We start from the raw sequence: 16,408 nt of genomic DNA, 5'->3' as shown, positions 1-16,408 counted from the left end.
CACCGGGGGAAAGGCAGCTATCGATCTCTTCGCTGTGGGCCGCAGCGCATCCGGTTCCGTCTGCCGGTGGCGTCGGCGTGCTCAGGGCGCGGGCGCGATCGGGAAGAGACAGTCCGCCGTCGTGCGTGTCGTGGGTGCAGTTCTTCGCGTCCGAGGCGGTCGGGGTCGGCAGCAACCGCACCGAGTCGGTCAGGGTCACGCACCCGGCTGGGATCGGGCGGCCCGGCTTCTGCACGGTCTGGATCGCCGACGACCGCGAGTCCGCCGCCGTCGGTGTCGGCAGGAGTTGCGCCGCCTTGACGACCGAGTCGACCGCGTCGTTGAGGTTGACCTGATGCCCGCCCGCGCGCCGCCGTGCCGGGTCGACCGGACCGCGGGGTTCGCCGTCGCGGGCCTGCGGGGTCGGCATCATCCGCATCCCGTCCCGGGGCGGGGACGGCACACAGGAACACGCGTTCGCGTCGGTGGGCGGCGCCGATGTCGGCGGCTCGTACGCAACGCCAGACCGCGTCATACCCCGCTTCGGCCAGCCCCGCGAGTACTCGGTCGAGGCCGCCGTTCTTCCAGCGGAGGGCGGCGACGTTCTCCACGACGACGAGGCGGGGTCGTAGTACGCGAATGGCGTCCAGGATGGTGTGCCACAGTCCACTGCGAGCGCCTTTCTCGATGCCCGCGCGCCGGCCGGCGGCGGAGATGTCCTGACAGGGGAAGCCCGCCGTGAGCACCTCGACCGGTGCGACGGAGGTGAAGTCGACAGCGCGCAGATCGCCCAGGTTCGGCACGCCGGGCAGGCGTACGGCGAGGATCGCGGCCGCGTGCGGGTCGTTCTCGCAGTACCAGGCGATGCGCCCGCCGAGCACGGCGGCGACGCCGAGGTCGAGCCCGGCCACGCCGGTGCACAGCGACCCGATCACCGGGCCGTCGGTGGCCACAAATCGCAGGTCCTCCCGGGCCTTGCCGGTGCGGGCGAGGGTGTCCTCCTGTGGGGCGTTCATCGCCACTCCCCTCTTTCGCTGCCCGGCCACGCGGGCGGGCGTGTTCGCTGAGTGCGGCGTGGGCCGGTGTGCCCAGGCCGCGCACCGCCGGGCCCACGTGGTGAGGTTTGTGACGCGGAGCGCCGCCCTGTGCCGGGCTGGTGGTTCGGCCGGCGCAAGGCTTGTTGGAGCCGGGTGTGCCAGGCCAGGGCGTAGGTCAGGCAGTTGGACTCGCTGCGATGACTCGGAGTACATCCCGGCAGGAAGCGGCCGCTGTAACTCCACTCGGCGGAGTCGCTGGAGCGGATCGCGTCGCCGTAGCGGGCCAGCCCGGCTGTTATGACGCCGAAGCAGTGCAGCCGCAGGCCCCGCGCGTGCAGGGACCTCACGATGCGTTCGACCTGTCCGCTGTGCTGGCGCCGGCATACCGACCCGACACCGACCAGCGGCAGGGCCGCGAGGTCGACGCCGTGACGCTCATAGGCGTCGGCGCAGCGGTGGTAGTCGGCGATTTCGTCGCCTTGCACGATTGGGATGATCGGCAGGTCCGGCTCCAAGTCCCGCAACTGGAGGTAGTTGCGCACGGTCCGCTGCAGGTGGGTGCGCAGGCTCAGACCTGTGCGGGCCCGGACGTGTGCCTCGACCATCCAGTCGTGCGGCGCGGCCCACGCCATCCGGCCGATCTCGGTGGCGTAGCGGCGTACCGCGGCGGTGTAGGCGCGGGCGTCGCTGCGCCAGCGGCCGTGCAGCGAGAGCTCGGTGAAGCCGCCGGAATCCAGCGCCCACTCCCCCGACGCGCGAGGCAGGCTGCGGCGCCCCGCGAGGCGCCGGTGTGAGACCAGCAGCGGAACCCCGAGATCACGAGCGAGCCAGGCAGGCTGATGGGTGCCGAGAAAGAACCTCACGACGCCACCCCCGGCCGCCGCGACCACAGCGCCAGGACCGCGCAGACCGCCGCTGTGGCGGCGGCTTTGCCCGCGAGCTGCCCGGGCAGCGCCCACGATCCGAACGCGAAGGGCACGAACACAGCGCTGTCCACGATCAGGCCGGCGAGATTCGATCCGGCGATCGCGGCTGCACGTCCTCGCGAGCGCCACCGGCGGTACAGCCACGAGTCGGCGAGTTCGGACACGGCGAATGCTGCCGCGCTCGCCACCGCGATCCTCGGCGAGGCCACGATCGCCGACAGCGCCGTGCCCGCGCCGATGGCCGCGAGCACGCCGCGCAGGCCGAGCGTCTCGTGCAGGAGGTCACGGGCGACGAAGACCATGCCCGCGATCCAGGCGCCCGCGGGGACGGCCAGCCCTCCCACGGTGAGCAGGTGGTGCGCGCTGGCCCAGTTCGCACCGGCCACCGCGACCAGGTAGCAGCCTGCGGCGAGCCAGCCCATCACCGGCGCGAACGACCGGCAGCACCACGGCGCGGGAAACGCGGACATCGAGCCCGCCGCTGCCGCGATCATGATCGCCCGCCAGACCGAGGAGATTCCTCTGCGAGTGGCAGGGGTACCGGACAGCGGTGCCGTGCGGCGGCGCGACGCGCCGTATTAACCCATGGGTCGCGGATGGTCCAGCCGCAGTCCTGGCACCGGGCGCGGGCGCTCATGACCGCCCCCTGGTACCGGGCGCCGCCTGCGGGGCGGCGGGCTCGAGCGGACGGCGCAGCACGATGACGTCCTCGTGCGCGATCAGATGCAACGGCAGGCCCTGCTCGCGCTGTTTGCGGATGAAGTCGCGCTGGAAGAACGAGCCGCGGGCAACCAGCTCGCGGTCGGCGACGCGGGCCAGCAGGGCGACGCAGCGTTCGACCGGCACCAGCCCGGCCGCAAGACCGCAGGCGATGATCTGCGACGGGAGGTCGATCAGTTCCGAGTGCTCGCGCCACGGGCGCACAGTGATCGCGATATGCCCACCGGGGCGCAGCACCGCCGCGCAACCGGTGAGGACGCGGGTGAAGCCGGCCAGCAGCCGGTGATGGCCGACGTTGGCAAGGTTCCCCCGGTCCAGCGCGGAGCCGTAGCGGTGGTGGTACTTGTGCACCTTCCCGTCATGCGAGGAGGTGCCGGCGGTGACGACCTGCCCATGCGTGGACGGCCCATACGGCGGGGACGTGATCACTAGCGCGACCTGACCCCGGTGCCGCTCGGGCAGCAGGGACGGCAGCTGCCGGGCGTCGCCGTGCACGATCTCGCCGTCGTGATCGTGGCCGCGTTCACGAGCCAGGTCGAGGTTCGCCTGGGCGACGCTGACCCAGTGCGGCTCGTACTCCACGCCGACAGCGCGGCGGCCAGCGTCGATCGCCTCCACGAGTGTGGTGCCGGAGCCGGCCATCGGATCGAACACCAGCTCTCCGGAACGGGTGTAGGCGCGGATTGCGTGCGCCGCCACGGCCGGGAGCATCTTCGCCGGATGTGCGGTCGATTCGGGTACATAGCGGCCTTTGCGCTGGGAGGCCGGGGAGGTCTGCGCGGTCGCCCACACCGACAACGGCAGCGCACCGACGTCGAAAGCACCGGTCTTACTGGTCGGGCTGTGTCCGGCCGTGGTGTCCGGCTGTGCGGGGTTGGTGTCGAGGGCGTCGATGAGCGCGCGGGAGATCGGCACGGTCGGGTCGTCGCTGCCGTAGGTGGTCGAGCTGGTCGCGCCGGTGGTGGTCGATGTCGCGGGGTGCTGGTGGGACATGAGGGCGCTGCCTTTCGCAGATGCGGGAGTGGCCGGAGAAGGCCCGGGCGGGCGAGGCGGGGGCGGGGTCACTGGCCACCTCCAGTACCGGGCGCGGCGGTCGCCGGACCGGTCCCCGACGGCGGCGCGCCGGGGTCGGACGGTTGGGCGAACGCGAGGACATCGCCATGCGCGCGCAGATGCGGCGCGGGCAGCCCGCGCACCGACGCGCGATGCCGGGCGCGGTCGTACTCGGCGGCCACCGCCGCGCTCGGCGCGGCTCGCAGGCGCCCCTTCTCCACGGGGGTGTGCAGCGTGACGATGTGCTGCAGGTAAAGCAGGTCGGCGTGCTGGGCCGCGGTCACGATCGCACCGGTCGGGTCGCCCAGCCGACCCCGCGTCCAGTCGCTGTGCGTGTACACCGCGAGGATGCCGCCCTGGCACAGCCGATTCGCCGCCAGAAGCGCGACCCGGTTCAGCGGCACCGACTCGGCGGCGTGGGCGGGCAGGGAGACGATCACCAGATCCGCCCGCGCGCCGCGCTCGGACTTCGGTGCTTCCGCGCTACCGGGGGCACCGGTGCGCACCGGGGTCGACGGTGTTCCGGCCTGTGCCGCGGACGGGTCGCTCGCGTCGACGACGAGGTCGGCCCAGAACGGTCGAATCGACGCGGCAGGACCGCCTTCACCGCTGTGGAAGATGAGCGTGTCGGCGGTGCGGCCGAGCTCGCGCACCGCCTCCAGCGCCGCCGCTGCGCTGTCCGTCGTGACGGCATCGATGTCCGGAGTCGGGGCCGTGGTCCGTTCGGGGTCGAGATCCACCAGGACGACGTGCGCACCCGGGTCGGTGAAAGCTGTCGTGATGGCCTCGACGATCGGTACCGGCCACACCGCGTGGGCGTCGATCGGGTCCGGCCCGCACGTCCACACCGTCGCCGGGATCGATGCCGTCGACGACGGCGTCACGCGTCGACGAGACGGGACTGACGTGTCTTCGGGACGCAAGGCCGTGCCGGTCCCGCCGGCGCCTGCTGTGGTGTGTGTGCGAGCGCCGGGGTAGGGGGCGAAATCGCCACCGCGCCGGATGCGCGGCGGGCGAGTCGAGTCTGTCCGCCGACCAGGACGGCCGTCCGGGGACTGCGCGCGCTGGGTCATGTGAAGCCTCCTGAAGCGAGTGCCGCCGGTTGCGAGCCGACGCCGGGATGCGGTCAGCGGCTAACTCCGGAAAAAAGGCAGTTTGGAGACACTCGATCCCGAGAAATTCAAAAAAATTTGCGGGACCTTGAACGACCAATGGATCTACACCGGACCACAGCGCGCCCAAGTGAACCCTGCGGAATTCGCAACACCCGAACCTCTTGCCGCTGGAGCGTCGCGAGCCTGGAGCGAAACTTTTATCTCGACGTCTTACCGCGCGCCTCACAACCCGGATACAACGATCAGCCCTGAGACCCCAACTCTGACCACCGGCGGCTTCTGGACATTTGACCGCAGCTCAAGGCCACAATCGAGGGCGCCTCACCTGGCACGAAAGCACCTCGCCAAGGGCCGCAGCCCGGACTGCACGCAAACCCCCCGTCGCACCTGATGCGCTTTTGAGGCGCTTTTGAGGCGACCGAGAGGCGCTTCTGAGGCGGTATTGAGACGGCCTGGATTGCTTTCTGATGGCCGCACTGATTCCGCCCTTATCAGGAGTTGCCACCATGGATTCGCCTTTTCCGGAAACAGAACCCGCGTCGGGTATTTTCACCCTTCGCCGCAGCGATGACTACGCGGGGGACGGCGGGGTGTTCGACGCCGCCATCACGACCTTCGGGTGGCTGGTGACCGGCCCGCATCCGGTGTGCGTGGACGGCGCGGCGATCCTCGGGCTGCCCGCACGCCCGGTGCCGCTGGACGAGCTCGGCGCGCTGCTGCTGAGCCAGGACTGCGCCCAGGCGACGCGTGACGCCGCGTGGACCTACCTGATCACCCGGGCGCGAGCGGAGAGCGGCACCTGGATCATGGCGTGTGTCGGGCTGGCGATGCCGGTGCTGCTGCCGGTCGCCGCGCAGCTGACCAACCGGTTCCGCGGGGACAAGCACGACATCCACGCCTCCGTCCTGGCCGGGTTCCTCGCCGGGCTCGGCGAGGTCGCTCTGGACCGGCCGGCGATCCTCGTGCGCCTGCGGTGGGCGGCCTACCGCTCCGGCTACACCGCGCTGCGCGCGGCACTCGACGCCGTGCCGCCGCTCGAGGACATTGGTTTCCGTTCCGCGCCACCGCACCGTCCGGGCGGACATCCCGACCTCGTGCTTGTGACCGCCGTGCGGGCGGGCGTGATCACCACCGACGAAGCCGCGCTGATCTCGGCCACGCGCTTCGGGGACGTGTCCCTGACCGAGGCCGCGCAGGCGCGCGGGCAGTCCTACAAGGCGGCTCAGCAGGCCCGCCATCGTGCCGAGCAGCGACTGACCCGCTTCCTCACCGAACCGGCCGAGGACGCCTTCGGCCCGGCACCCGGCACCAGCGGTCGCGGCCACTCCAGCACGCCCCGCCACCCAGCCCTGCACGTCTCCCGCACCCACCGGCTTCGGCTACGCAACGTGACCCGTGTCAGTCCGGAACTGGCGGAGAAATTCGTGCGCCCGGTGTCTCCGCACGGCCCGGAGTCCGGAGTCAGCGCACGCGGAGGCCGCCTGCCCGCACCTCCGCGCCGCACCCACCCGCCCGGCCTCGCCCGCAGTTCGGCGTCCACTCAGGAGGCCACGTCATGCGACTGACACCACCGCGCATCCATGGCTCTCGCCCGTACCCGGTGCCTGCGCGTCGCACGACATCGTGCTTCCACGCCTCCTCGGCCCTCACGACCTGGGCACGCCCGGCACACCCCCGGTCCGCGATCACCGCCGCGCACTCCACTGGGAACCGGTGTGCGAGTCCCACCGGCACCGCGACACCCGTCCCGGCGCGACCGCCTCGGCGAGGACACCGCCGCCGTGCCGTGCTGCTGCTCGGGTGGCTGGTCGCCGCCGGGGTGCTGCTGACGTCCTCGGCCGCGCGGGCGGACACGGTCCACTATGTCGCGCTCGCGGCGACTGTCGATCAGGTCCTCAACAACATCCGGAACTGGATCATGGGGATCCTGGCCGGGGTCGCGGTCGTGTTCATCACCATCGGTGGCCTGCGCTACCTGATGGCCTCGGGCGATCCCGGCGAGATCGAGAAAGCCAAGGGCGCGTTCAAGGCCGCCGGCATCGGCTTCGGGCTCGCTGCCCTCGCCCCGCTCGTGGTCGAGATCCTCAAGGGCATCGTGGGCGGGGTGTGAGCGATGACCACCCGCCACCGCACACCGGCCGCCCGTCCACGTAACCCTGCGCGGCGCCAACCGGTGGCGCCGGCCGTGCGCCCCGCCCGATCTGCCGATTCCCGTCCTCACGACGGTATGGACGCCGGATCGGGGCGCGACGACCGGCTCATGCTCGGACCACCGTCAGCCCCCGTTAGGCGCCGCCGCGGACGCCGGCTGCCCCGGCGGCGGTGGGCCCGCGCACTCGCGGTGCTGGCGCCGCTGTTAGCGGCCGTCACCGGAATCGCGCTGACCGCCACGGCCTCCCCCGCGCCCACACCCGTGGCAGCGGCGACGCCGCTGGCGCCCGCGCAGCCACCGGTACTGCCGCTACCGCCCAATCCCAGCTGCGTACCAGGCTCTGCCGAACCGGCGTGCCTCCTGCCGACGCCGTCGTCTCCGCGACCCGCGCCTCCGACAGGACTCCCGAGTACGCCACTGGTTCCCGGGCCGTCGGCGCCGCCGGTGTCGTGTTTCCCCGGCTCGGTGCTGCCCGAGTGCGGCACTCTCCCCACCCAGCCACCCACGAGCCAGCCGTGCGACGGACCGAACTGCATCCCACAGCCAGTACCCCGCGAGCCCGGCGGCGAGAGCGAGTGCGGGTTCACCGACCCGGTCGCGTGTGTCACCGAGGCCATCGACACCTTCTTCCGCAGCCTGGTGATCGGCGCGCTGAACCCGTTGCTGGAACTGCTGGGCAAGACGGTGCTGTCCACACCGGACCCGAGCCTTCTGCCCGGCATCGGCCAGGCATGGAACGAATCGTGGCAGCTGATGCTCGCCTTCTACGGGAGCATCATCGTGATCGCGGGTCTGATCCTGATGGCCTACGAGACTCTGCAGACCCGCTACACGATCAAGGAGATCGCGCCGCGGCTCGCGGCCGGGTTCCTCGCCGGGACGCTGTCGCTGTTCCTGGCGACCCAGGGCATCGAGATCTCCAACGCCGTGAGCTCGGCGCTGATGACCGGCGCGATCAACCCGAACACCGCCGCCAAGGCGATGACCGACATGATCCTCGGCTCGCTCAACGGCGGCGCGGGTTGGCTGCTGTTCATCGGGCTCGCGCTCGCGGTGATGCTCGTGGTCTTGCTGCTCACCTTCATCGTGCGGGTCGTCGCGACGATCCTGCTGATCGCGGCCGCGCCGATCCTGCTGATGTGGCACGCCCTCCCCCACACCGAGGGCGTCGCCGTTTTCTGGTGGAAGGCCTACGGGCTGTTGCTGGTCATCCCGGTCGGCCAGGCCGCAGCGGTGACGGTGGCCTTGCGGGTGTTCTTCACCCCGGGCGGGTTCACCGTGTTCGGTCCGACGCTGAACGGGCTGACCAACCTGCTGTTCTGTGTCGCGCTGCTGTGGGTTCTGGTGAAGATCCCGTTCTGGTGCCTGCGACCCCTGCGCGGCAGCGGCGGCCGGTCGATGCTCGGGTCGCTGGTGCGCGGCGCGATCGCCTACAAGACGATGGGCCTGCTCGGCGGCGCCGGCTCTCTCTTCGGCGGCAAGGGCCGCAAGCCCGGCACCTCTTCTCGTGCTCGTGGACGCGACACCGCGCCCGCGGATCCGCCGTCGACGCGCACGGGCCAGTTCATGGTGCCGATGCGGGTCCGCCGAACACGTCCCTCTCCCGGCCGTTCCCCACGTCTGGGTGAGCTGCCGGGCACCGGCGCCGACGCGACGAGGAAACCCGGACCGGGTCAGATGTCGCTGTTCACCACGAGCGGCTCCGGAGACGAGCAGGCGGTCTCGGCGAATCCTCGGGCGCTCCCGGTGAACTCCCTGCCCGGTGCGCTGCCCCGTCACCAGCTCGGGCTGCCGATCACCACCCGCAGGGACCCCGACCGGGTCGGGCGCCGGTCGCTGGCCGACGACCTCGCCGCGCGAGGCGCCGGCATGCCGCCACCGGCACCCCAGGCCGGGCTGCTCACCAGTGATGGGCGGGTCAACCGCAACGCGCGCCCGCCCGCGCACCTACCGCGCGCGCTGATCGCGCCGAGCACGGGAATGCTGCCGATCCATCTGCGTCCCGCGCCACCGGCCACGCCTCGGCGGTCGCTGGCCGACGACCTCGCCAACCCGGCGCCCACCAAGCCGCCGCGGCAGACCGGGCCTGGGCTGATCACCCCGTCCGGCCAGATCAACCGCGCCGCACGCGCCCCGCGCCGCCCGGCTCGGGATGCCTACACCGGCAACCGGTCACTCGCCTCCGGCCAGTACCCGCTGCCCCTCGGAGTCCGCCGCCAACCCACACCGCCGCCCGTGAGCGGAGCGAGCGCGTCCCCGCCGCCGAAGCGGCGAGCCGGAACGCAACTGCGCCTGCCACTGGACCTGCCGAACCGGCGGGGTCCGAAGACGAAGTGAGGACCGATTCGCCATGACTTCTCCCGTACGTGTGCCTGCCGACGTCGACCGCCCGGACCGGGTGCTCGGGCCTTTGACGGCGCGGCAGCTCGCGATTCTCGGCGTCGCCGGCCTGCTGCTCTACGGCCTGTACTCGCTGACCCGTGGGTTCGTGCCGGTACCGGTGTTCCTAATCGTCGCGATCCCGGTCGGGATCACGGCCGCCGTACTGGCTCTCGGGCAGCGTGACGGTCTGCCTCTGGACCGACTCGTCCTCGCCGCGATCCGCCAGCACCTGTCACCGCGGCACCGGGTCGCCGCGCCCGACGGCGTCCGCTCGGCCCCAGCCTGGCTCACCGCCCAGAACACCGACACCCTTACCCGAGGCCGTGGCGGACGACGCCCGTCATCAGGTGGGGCCGAACCGGTGTCCCCGGCACCGCTGGAACTGCCCGCCCACGGTGTCGCCGACACCGGCGCGCAGGCCGGGATCGTCGACCTCGGCGCCGACGGGCTCGCGGTCATCGCCGTGTGCAGCACCGTCAACTTCTCGCTGCGCACACCCGGGGAACAAGAGGCGCTCGTCGCCAATTTCGCGCGCTACCTGCACTCCCTGACCGCGCCCGTGCAGATCCTCATCCGCGCCGAACGGCTCGACCTCGCCCCACAGATCGCCGAACTCCGGGTCCACGCCGGCGGGCTCCCGCACCCCGCGCTGGAGGCGGCCGCGCGGGACCACGCGGACTACCTCGCCGAGCTGACCGCCCAGGCGGATCTGCTCCGCCGGCAAGTGCTGCTGGTGTTGCGCGAACCGCTGCGCACCGGCTCCGCCCCCGCCGCGTCGAGCGTGCTGCCGTGGCGGCACCACCGCCACGGCAACGGACTGGTGGAGAACGGATTACGGCAGGCCGCCGAGCAACGCCTGGTGCGCCGCCTGAGCGAGGCCATCGAGCTGCTGACCCCGGCCGGGATCGTGGCCACCCCGCTCGACGCCGCCGCCGCGACCGGTGTACTCGCGGCGGCCTGCAACCCCGACACCTTCCTGCCGCCCTCGGCCGTACTGGCGGGGGCCGACGAGGTCGTCACCTCCAGCACCACCTTTACCGACCTCTACGGCCCCGACGACGTCGCGGCGGCGTCTCCCCCGGCCCCGACGCCGCTGCCCTCCACTGGCGTACCGCGCTCCGGTCGTTCGCCGGCGCCGGGACCGTGGCTGTCCGAGGACGAGGACTGGGACTACGACGACGAGATCGAAAGCAGGTAGACCGTGATGGCACGTACCAGAAACCACGGGACGGCTGCCCGCTCCGGGTCGGCGGGAGCGTTCACCCCGGACGCGCTGTCGGTGTCCGCCCGGCACCTCGAGGTCGGCAACGAATTCGTCGCCAGCTTCGGTGTCACCGGGTATCCGCAGGAGGTCTACCCCGGCTGGCTGGCACCGCTGCTGACCTACCCGGCACGATTGGATGTCTCGGTCCACGTCCAGCCCGTCGACCCAGCGACGGCGGCCAGCGGCTTGCGCAAGCAACGCGCCAAGCTCGAATCATCTCGCCGGCACAACGCGCGGCACGACCGGCTCGACGACCCGGACCTCGACGCCGCCGCCGAGGACGCCGCCGACCTGTCGCGCAGCATCGCCCGCGGCGACGGGAAACTCTTCAAATTCGGGCTGTACCTCACTGCGCACGCCCCGGACGAGACCTCACTCGCCGAGGAAGTCTCCGCGCTGCGCTCACTGTGCGCGTCCCTGCTGCTGGACGCCAAACCCGCGACCTACCGGGCTTTGCAGGGCTGGGTCAGCACCCTGCCGCTCGGACTCGACCCGCTCGGTCTGACAAGAACGTTCGACACCGCCGCGGTCAGCGCCGCCTACCCGTTCACCTCGCCGGACCTCCCTCCGACCGACCCGACCACCTCCGTGCCCTCCGGCGTCCTCTACGGCTACAACGTCGGCAGCTCGGGGCTGGTGCACTGGGACCGGTTCGCCTGCGACAACTACAACTCCGTCGTGCTCGGTAGGTCGGGCGCGGGAAAGTCGTACTTCGTCAAGCTCGAGACCCTGCGCAGCCTCTACCGCCGACTCGGCGATCACGAGAACGGGTGGGCCACGCACGGAGTACAGGCGTTCATCATCGACCCCGAAGACGAGTACGCACGGCTGGCCTCCCAGATCGGCGGCACCTACATCCATCTCGGCGCGGGCGGAGTCCGGCTGAACCCGTTCGACCTGCCCGTGCACCTCGGCGCGAACGGACGCCGCACCGCACCTCACGACGCGTTGAAGCGACGCAGCTTGTTCTTGCACACAGTCCTGGCCGTGCTCTTCGGCACGGAGATCACCGCCGCCGAACGAGCCGTGCTCGACACCGCGATCACCGCCACCTACCACCGCGCGGGCATCACCGGCGACACCCGCACCTGGACCCGCCCAGCACCGCTGCTGCGCGACCTGCGCGACGTCCTCGCCGCCACCGGAGACGGCGGCGGCGCGATGGCCGCCGACCTCGCCGCCAGGCTGCACCCCTTCGTCGACGGCTCGTTCGCCGATCTCTTCGACGGACCCACCACCACGACTCCGGACGGGCACCTCGTCGCGTTCTCCCTGCGCGACCTGCCCGACGAACTGCGCACGATCGGCACCCTGCTCGTGCTCGACACCGTCTGGCGGCGCGTCTCGAACCCGGCCGACCGCCGGCCCCGGCTGGTCGTGGTCGACGAAGCCGGAGTCCTCATGCGCCAGCATGAAGCCGCGCTGTTCCTGCTGCGCCTGGCCAAGGCCGCCCGCAAACACTGGTGCGGGCTCACCACAGCAACCCAGGACGCCGCTGACTTGCTCGGCAGCGACCTGGGCAAAGCCATCGTCAGCAACGCCGCCACCCAGGTACTTCTTCGCGCTGCGCCGCAGGCCATCGACGAGATCGCCGAGTCTTTCGACCTCTCCGCCGGAGAGCGGCGGTTCCTCCTGTCGGCCGACCGCGGTCAGGGCTTGTTGTCCTCGGGTCCGCAGAGAGTCTCGTTCCAATCGCTGGCCTCGCCCACGGAAAACTTCCTCATCACCACCGACCCCGCCGAACTCGCACAATTCGCCGAGAACGAACCCGACGCCACCGACGCCGGCCTCAGCGACGCCTACATCGACCTCGGCCCCGTCGACACCAGCGGCTCCATCGGCGCCGATGCCGGGTTCGACGGTGGTGAGTTCGACGACGCGGGACAGGTCGACCTCGACCCCGTTTGATCCCGGCCTCGTGCCGCTTCACGACTTTCCCTTGTCTCGCAGGAGTTTTCCCGGAAGGGAGTTTCGTCATGGCCGTACACACCGCAGCATCCCCGGTGGCGCGGAACGGCGTGAGTGACTACCTACGTGACCCCGGCGGCGTTACCGGCCGCCTGCTCGCCGCCGCGGGCAACTGGGCACTGACCTGGGGACCAGTCGCCGTCCCGATCCTGACTGCAGCCCTGGTGAGCGTGGTCGTGGCCCGGCACTGCTGGCGCGCTCGCCGCCACACCGCGCTGCTGGCCGATGCTCGCCGGATCACCGTGCTCGCCCCGCCCACCGTCGATCCCGCCGGCGGGGCCGCGGTCTGGTCCAACCTCGTCGGCCTCCTCCGCCCCGCCTGGCGGCGGCTCTGGGCCGGACAACCGCACCTGGCGATGGAGTACGGGTTCGGCGAGCACGGCGTCACCGTCCAGTTCTGGGTCCCTGGCGTCATCCCGCCGTCGCTGGTGGAACGGGCGATCGAAGCCGCCTGGCCCGGCGCCCACACCCGCACCAGCCCCGCCACCTCACCCTTCCCTGTCCTGGAAACCGGGCGTCGGCGGATCACCGTCGGCGGCCAGCTACGCCTCGCCCGCCCCGAGGCCCTCCCGATCCGCACCGCATTCGACGCCGATCCGATCCGCGGTCTGCTCGGCGCGCCGGTCGGGCTCGGTCGCGACGAGCGGGCATGCGTCCAGATCCTCGCCCGTCCTGTCACCGGCCGCCGTGTCGCCCGGGCCCGCCGCGCCGCCCGCCGGGTCCACCAAGGCTCGTCGGGGCGTCTTGGCGGGCGGCTTCTCGACGCGCTCACCCCAGGTGCGAAAGCCCTGCGCGCTCGCCGGACCTCGGACTCGCGGCGCATCAGCCAGGATCCGCAGCTGTCGCTCGAATATTCGACACAGAACAAGGCGATCGTCGGCAAACAACGCGGTTCGCAATACGAGACTGTCATCCGCTACGCCGTGGCCACCGACCTTCCCACCGACGTGGCCGACGACCTCGTCCGGCAGGCCCGTGACACCGCACGCGGACGAGCGCACGCGCTCGCGGCCGCGTTCGCCGTCTACACCGACCACAACCACTACACCCGCACCCGCCTCCACCGGCCCGCCCGCGCGCTCGCCGACCGGCACCTCGGCCGCGGCGACCTGCTCTCAGTCCCGGAACTCGCGGCACTCGCGCACCTGCCCACCGACGCCGAGATCCCCGGCGTCGAACGCGCCGGAGCCAAAGCCGTCGCCCCACCACCCGGCATCCCCGCCCCAGGTCCCGGGGTGATGCCACTGGGGCACTCCGACACCGGCCACGCCCGCCCCGTCGGGCTGCGGCTCGCCGACGCCCGCTACCACATGCACCTCATCGGGCCGACCGGCTCCGGAAAGTCCACCCTGCTCGGCCAGATCATCCTCGACGACGTCAACGCACACCGTGGTGTCGTCCTGATCGACCCGAAAGGCGACCTGGTCACCGACATCCTCAACCGGCTCCCCCGCAGCGCCGCGGAACGGGTGGTGCTGTTCGACGCCGACTCCCGCCACCGCCCACCCATCCTCAACCCGCTGGAGGGCGGGGAAACCGACCGCGAGGTCGACAACCTCGTCTCCGTCTTCCGCCGCGTGTACTCGGCGTTCTGGGGACCACGCACCGACGACCTCATGCGCGCCGCCTGCCTCACCCTGCGCGCTCAAGAAGCCGTGCCGACCCTGGCCGAACTCCCGAAACTGCTCACCAGCGAAGCGTTCCGCTCCCGCATCACCACCGGGCTCACCGATCCCGTGCTGCGCGGATTCTGGGAGTGGTACGACGAACTCACCGACAGCTCCCGTTCTCAGGTGATCTCGCCACTGATGAACAAACTCCGCGCGTTCCTGCTGCGCCCCTTCGTGAAGGAAGCCATCGCCGGAGGACGCTCCACAGTGGACCTTTCGCAGGTGCTCGACGATGGCGGGATCTGCCTCGTGCGCATCCCCAAAGGATCACTCGGTGAAGAGACCACGCGGCTGGTCGGCTCGCTGGTGGTGGCGCGCACCTGGCAGGCCACCACCGCCCGCGCCCGCGTCCCACAGCACCTGCGCCCCGACGCGCACACCGTAATCGACGAATGCCACAACTTCCTGCACCTCCCCTACCCCATGGAAGACATGCTCGCCGAAGCCCGAGCGTTCCGGAACGGATTCATCCTCGCCCACCAGCACCTCGGCCAGCTGTCGAGAGAGCTCAAGGAAGGCCTCTCCACCAACGCCCGCAACAAAATCATCTACTCCTCCTCCCCCGAAGACGCCCGCGAACTCGCCCGCCACACCACACCCCGCCTGTCGGAACACGACCTGTCCCACCTCGGCGTCTACCACGCCGCCGCGCGGCTGGTCGTGCACGGCGAGGAAACCGAGCCCTTCACCATGACCACCACCCCGCTGCCCGACCCGATTCCCGGGCGGGCCCGCGAAATCCGGGCCGCGCTCCGCGCCCAGCGCCGCGCACACACCACCACGAGCGGCGACAGCGGCCCGACACCCGGCACCGCAACCCCAACGGCCACCACCGCGACGCGGGCAGAGCGCCGGGTTCCACCGACCCGGCCGCCCCGAACCGACCCACGCCGCACCCGCCCCTGAGGGCCAGCACGACGCGGATTCCTTCGCACCACACGGAAACAGCCGCAGCCACCCCGGTCTCGCCCGTGGCCAGCGTCGGTTTGCCCACAGCACTTGTCCACAGCCTGTTGACACTCGAGGGAGGCGCCCGTTGATTACGACCACAACCCGCCAGCACACCTTGCGCGATCATCTTCCCGGACGCCACACCGTCCGCGCCGCCAGCTCGGTCGAGCACCAAGCCATGCTCGCCTCCCGACTCACCGTCCGCGACAAATGGCTACTCGCTCTGCTGCACGAGCACCGGGTCCTGACCAGCTTCCAGATCCAGGCCGCGGCCTTCCCCTCCGGCCGATCGGCCCGCCAGCGGGTACTCGACCTCTACCTCTGGCGGGCCGTCAGCAGATTCCAGCCGTTCCAGCAGCTCGGCTCCGCCCCCATGCACTACGTCCTCGGCCCGGCCGGAGCCGCCGTGCTCGCCGCCGAACACGGCCTCGAGGTCAAGGAACTCGGCTACCGGCACGACCGCGCCATGGCCATCGCCCACAACCAGCGCCTCGCCCACACCGTCGGCGTGAACGACTTCTTCACCTCCCTCATCGCCCGCACCCGCCACACCACAGCCGACGAGACGGTGACGGCCTGGTGGTCGGAATCCCGCTGCTCCCGACATTTCGGCGACCTCGTCATCCCCGACGGCTACGGCCGCTGGCGCACCCGCCACCGTGAGGTGGAGTGGTTTCTCGAATTCGACACCGGCACCGAGTCCCTGACCAAGGTCGGCCACAAGCTGGCCGGATACGCGCGGCTGGCCGAGTCGACCGGGATCGCGACGCCGCTACTGGTGTGGCTGCCGACCACCCGCCGTGAAGCCGGTGCCCGCACCGCCCTGGCCCGGGTGCATACCGGACTCGACGACCCTCGCGCGGTGCCGGTGGCCACCGCCGCGGCCGACCTGCTCGACCCCGCCGCACCGCATCCGAGCCCAGCCGAGGCGGTCTGGCTGCCACTGACCTCCGCGCGCGCCAGCCGCGCCGGCACCCGCTACACCCTCGCCGACCTCGCCGACGCCTGGCCCGGCCTCACACCACCGGCCGAACCCGGCACCGAAGACGGCGAGGGCAGCGACGCCGCGGCTGCCTCGCCGTACCGGCTGCCACCACCGAGTCCGATCCCACCGCGAGCAACGCCGAACCGGATCGCTCGCGGCGAGCACTGACCCGGGAACGCCACCTCGCCCGAAACGAGTCCCATCGC

Annotated in this window: 12 protein-coding genes; 7 read left to right on the top strand and 5 right to left on the bottom strand. The window is 71.5% G+C overall.

Annotated elements, in window-relative coordinates:
• Positions 1–17: 17 nt before the first annotated feature.
• The 5 genes from HDA45_RS32680 to HDA45_RS32660 all read right to left on the bottom strand — a co-directional run bounded on the left by HDA45_RS32680 (position 18) and on the right by HDA45_RS32660 (position 4,599).
• Positions 18–995 (bottom strand): DNA cytosine methyltransferase, encoded by a 978-nt coding sequence (locus HDA45_RS32680; protein ID WP_184901861.1) that lies wholly within the window; start codon positions 993–995, stop codon positions 18–20.
• Positions 992–1,879, bottom strand: coding sequence for a deazapurine DNA modification protein DpdA family protein (locus tag HDA45_RS32675; RefSeq protein WP_343072209.1), 888 nt, complete (start codon positions 1,877–1,879; stop codon positions 992–994). The genes HDA45_RS32680 and HDA45_RS32675 overlap by 4 nt, the downstream gene beginning before the upstream one ends.
• Positions 1,876–2,436, bottom strand: coding sequence for a VUT family protein (locus tag HDA45_RS32670; RefSeq protein ID WP_246480865.1), 561 nt, complete (start codon positions 2,434–2,436; stop codon positions 1,876–1,878). The genes HDA45_RS32675 and HDA45_RS32670 overlap by 4 nt, the downstream gene beginning before the upstream one ends.
• Before the next feature lie 139 nt (positions 2,437–2,575).
• The gene (locus HDA45_RS32665) at positions 2,576–3,655 is read right to left on the bottom strand and encodes a TRM11 family SAM-dependent methyltransferase (RefSeq protein WP_184901859.1); all 1,080 of its coding nucleotides are present in this window, start codon (positions 3,653–3,655) and stop codon (positions 2,576–2,578) included.
• A gap of 68 nt (positions 3,656–3,723) precedes the next feature.
• Positions 3,724–4,599: a hypothetical protein gene (locus tag HDA45_RS32660; protein WP_343072208.1), complete on the bottom strand. Its 876-nt coding sequence runs from the start codon at positions 4,597–4,599 to the stop codon at positions 3,724–3,726.
• A gap of 737 nt (positions 4,600–5,336) precedes the next feature.
• Between HDA45_RS32660 and HDA45_RS32655 the strand changes: the two genes are divergently transcribed.
• From HDA45_RS32655 to HDA45_RS32625, 7 genes are all read left to right on the top strand, one after another.
• Positions 5,337–6,395: a sigma-70 family RNA polymerase sigma factor gene (locus HDA45_RS32655; RefSeq protein WP_184901857.1), complete on the top strand. Its 1,059-nt coding sequence runs from the start codon at positions 5,337–5,339 to the stop codon at positions 6,393–6,395.
• 221 nt (positions 6,396–6,616) lie between these two features.
• On the top strand, positions 6,617–6,940 hold the full coding sequence (locus tag HDA45_RS32650; protein WP_184901855.1) for an Mbov_0395 family pilin-like conjugal transfer protein: 324 nt from the start codon (positions 6,617–6,619) through the stop codon (positions 6,938–6,940).
• Between the two features lie 486 nt (positions 6,941–7,426).
• Positions 7,427–9,319 carry a TrbL/VirB6 family protein gene (locus HDA45_RS32645; RefSeq protein ID WP_184901853.1) on the top strand — a complete coding sequence of 631 codons (1,893 nt, stop codon included), beginning with the start codon at positions 7,427–7,429 and terminating at the stop codon, positions 9,317–9,319.
• A gap of 13 nt (positions 9,320–9,332) precedes the next feature.
• Positions 9,333–10,562, top strand: coding sequence for a PrgI family protein (locus HDA45_RS32640; protein ID WP_184901851.1), 1,230 nt, complete (start codon positions 9,333–9,335; stop codon positions 10,560–10,562).
• Between the two features lie 6 nt (positions 10,563–10,568).
• Positions 10,569–12,536: a VirB4 family type IV secretion system protein gene (locus tag HDA45_RS32635; protein WP_184901849.1), complete on the top strand. Its 1,968-nt coding sequence runs from the start codon at positions 10,569–10,571 to the stop codon at positions 12,534–12,536.
• Between the two features lie 68 nt (positions 12,537–12,604).
• Positions 12,605–15,172, top strand: a complete 2,568-nt coding sequence (locus tag HDA45_RS32630; protein WP_184901847.1) for a type IV secretory system conjugative DNA transfer family protein — start codon at positions 12,605–12,607, stop codon at positions 15,170–15,172.
• 130 nt (positions 15,173–15,302) lie between these two features.
• On the top strand, positions 15,303–16,370 hold the full coding sequence (locus HDA45_RS32625) for a replication-relaxation family protein (protein ID WP_184901845.1): 1,068 nt from the start codon (positions 15,303–15,305) through the stop codon (positions 16,368–16,370).
• Positions 16,371–16,408 lie beyond the last annotated feature (38 nt).

Origin of the sequence: Amycolatopsis umgeniensis (assembly GCF_014205155.1) — a bacterium.
In the GTDB taxonomy this organism is placed as follows: Bacteria; Actinomycetota; Actinomycetes; order Mycobacteriales; family Pseudonocardiaceae; genus Amycolatopsis; species Amycolatopsis umgeniensis.
This window is presented reverse-complemented; position numbering and strand designations above follow the sequence as displayed.

Excerpts from the sequence above, each read along its gene's own strand:
- HDA45_RS32655 (WP_184901857.1), top strand. The coding sequence starts at position 5,337 with ATGGATTCGCCTTTTCCGGAAACAGAACCCGCGTCGGGTATTTTCACC.
- HDA45_RS32680 (WP_184901861.1), bottom strand. The coding sequence starts at position 995 with ATGAACGCCCCACAGGAGGACACCCTCGCCCGCACCGGCAAGGCCCGG.
- HDA45_RS32635 (WP_184901849.1), top strand. The coding sequence starts at position 10,569 with ATGGCACGTACCAGAAACCACGGGACGGCTGCCCGCTCCGGGTCGGCG.
- HDA45_RS32670 (WP_246480865.1), bottom strand. The coding sequence starts at position 2,436 with ATGATCGCGGCAGCGGCGGGCTCGATGTCCGCGTTTCCCGCGCCGTGG.
- HDA45_RS32630 (WP_184901847.1), top strand. The coding sequence starts at position 12,605 with ATGGCCGTACACACCGCAGCATCCCCGGTGGCGCGGAACGGCGTGAGT.
- HDA45_RS32640 (WP_184901851.1), top strand. The coding sequence starts at position 9,333 with ATGACTTCTCCCGTACGTGTGCCTGCCGACGTCGACCGCCCGGACCGG.
- HDA45_RS32665 (WP_184901859.1), bottom strand. The coding sequence starts at position 3,655 with ATGTCCCACCAGCACCCCGCGACATCGACCACCACCGGCGCGACCAGC.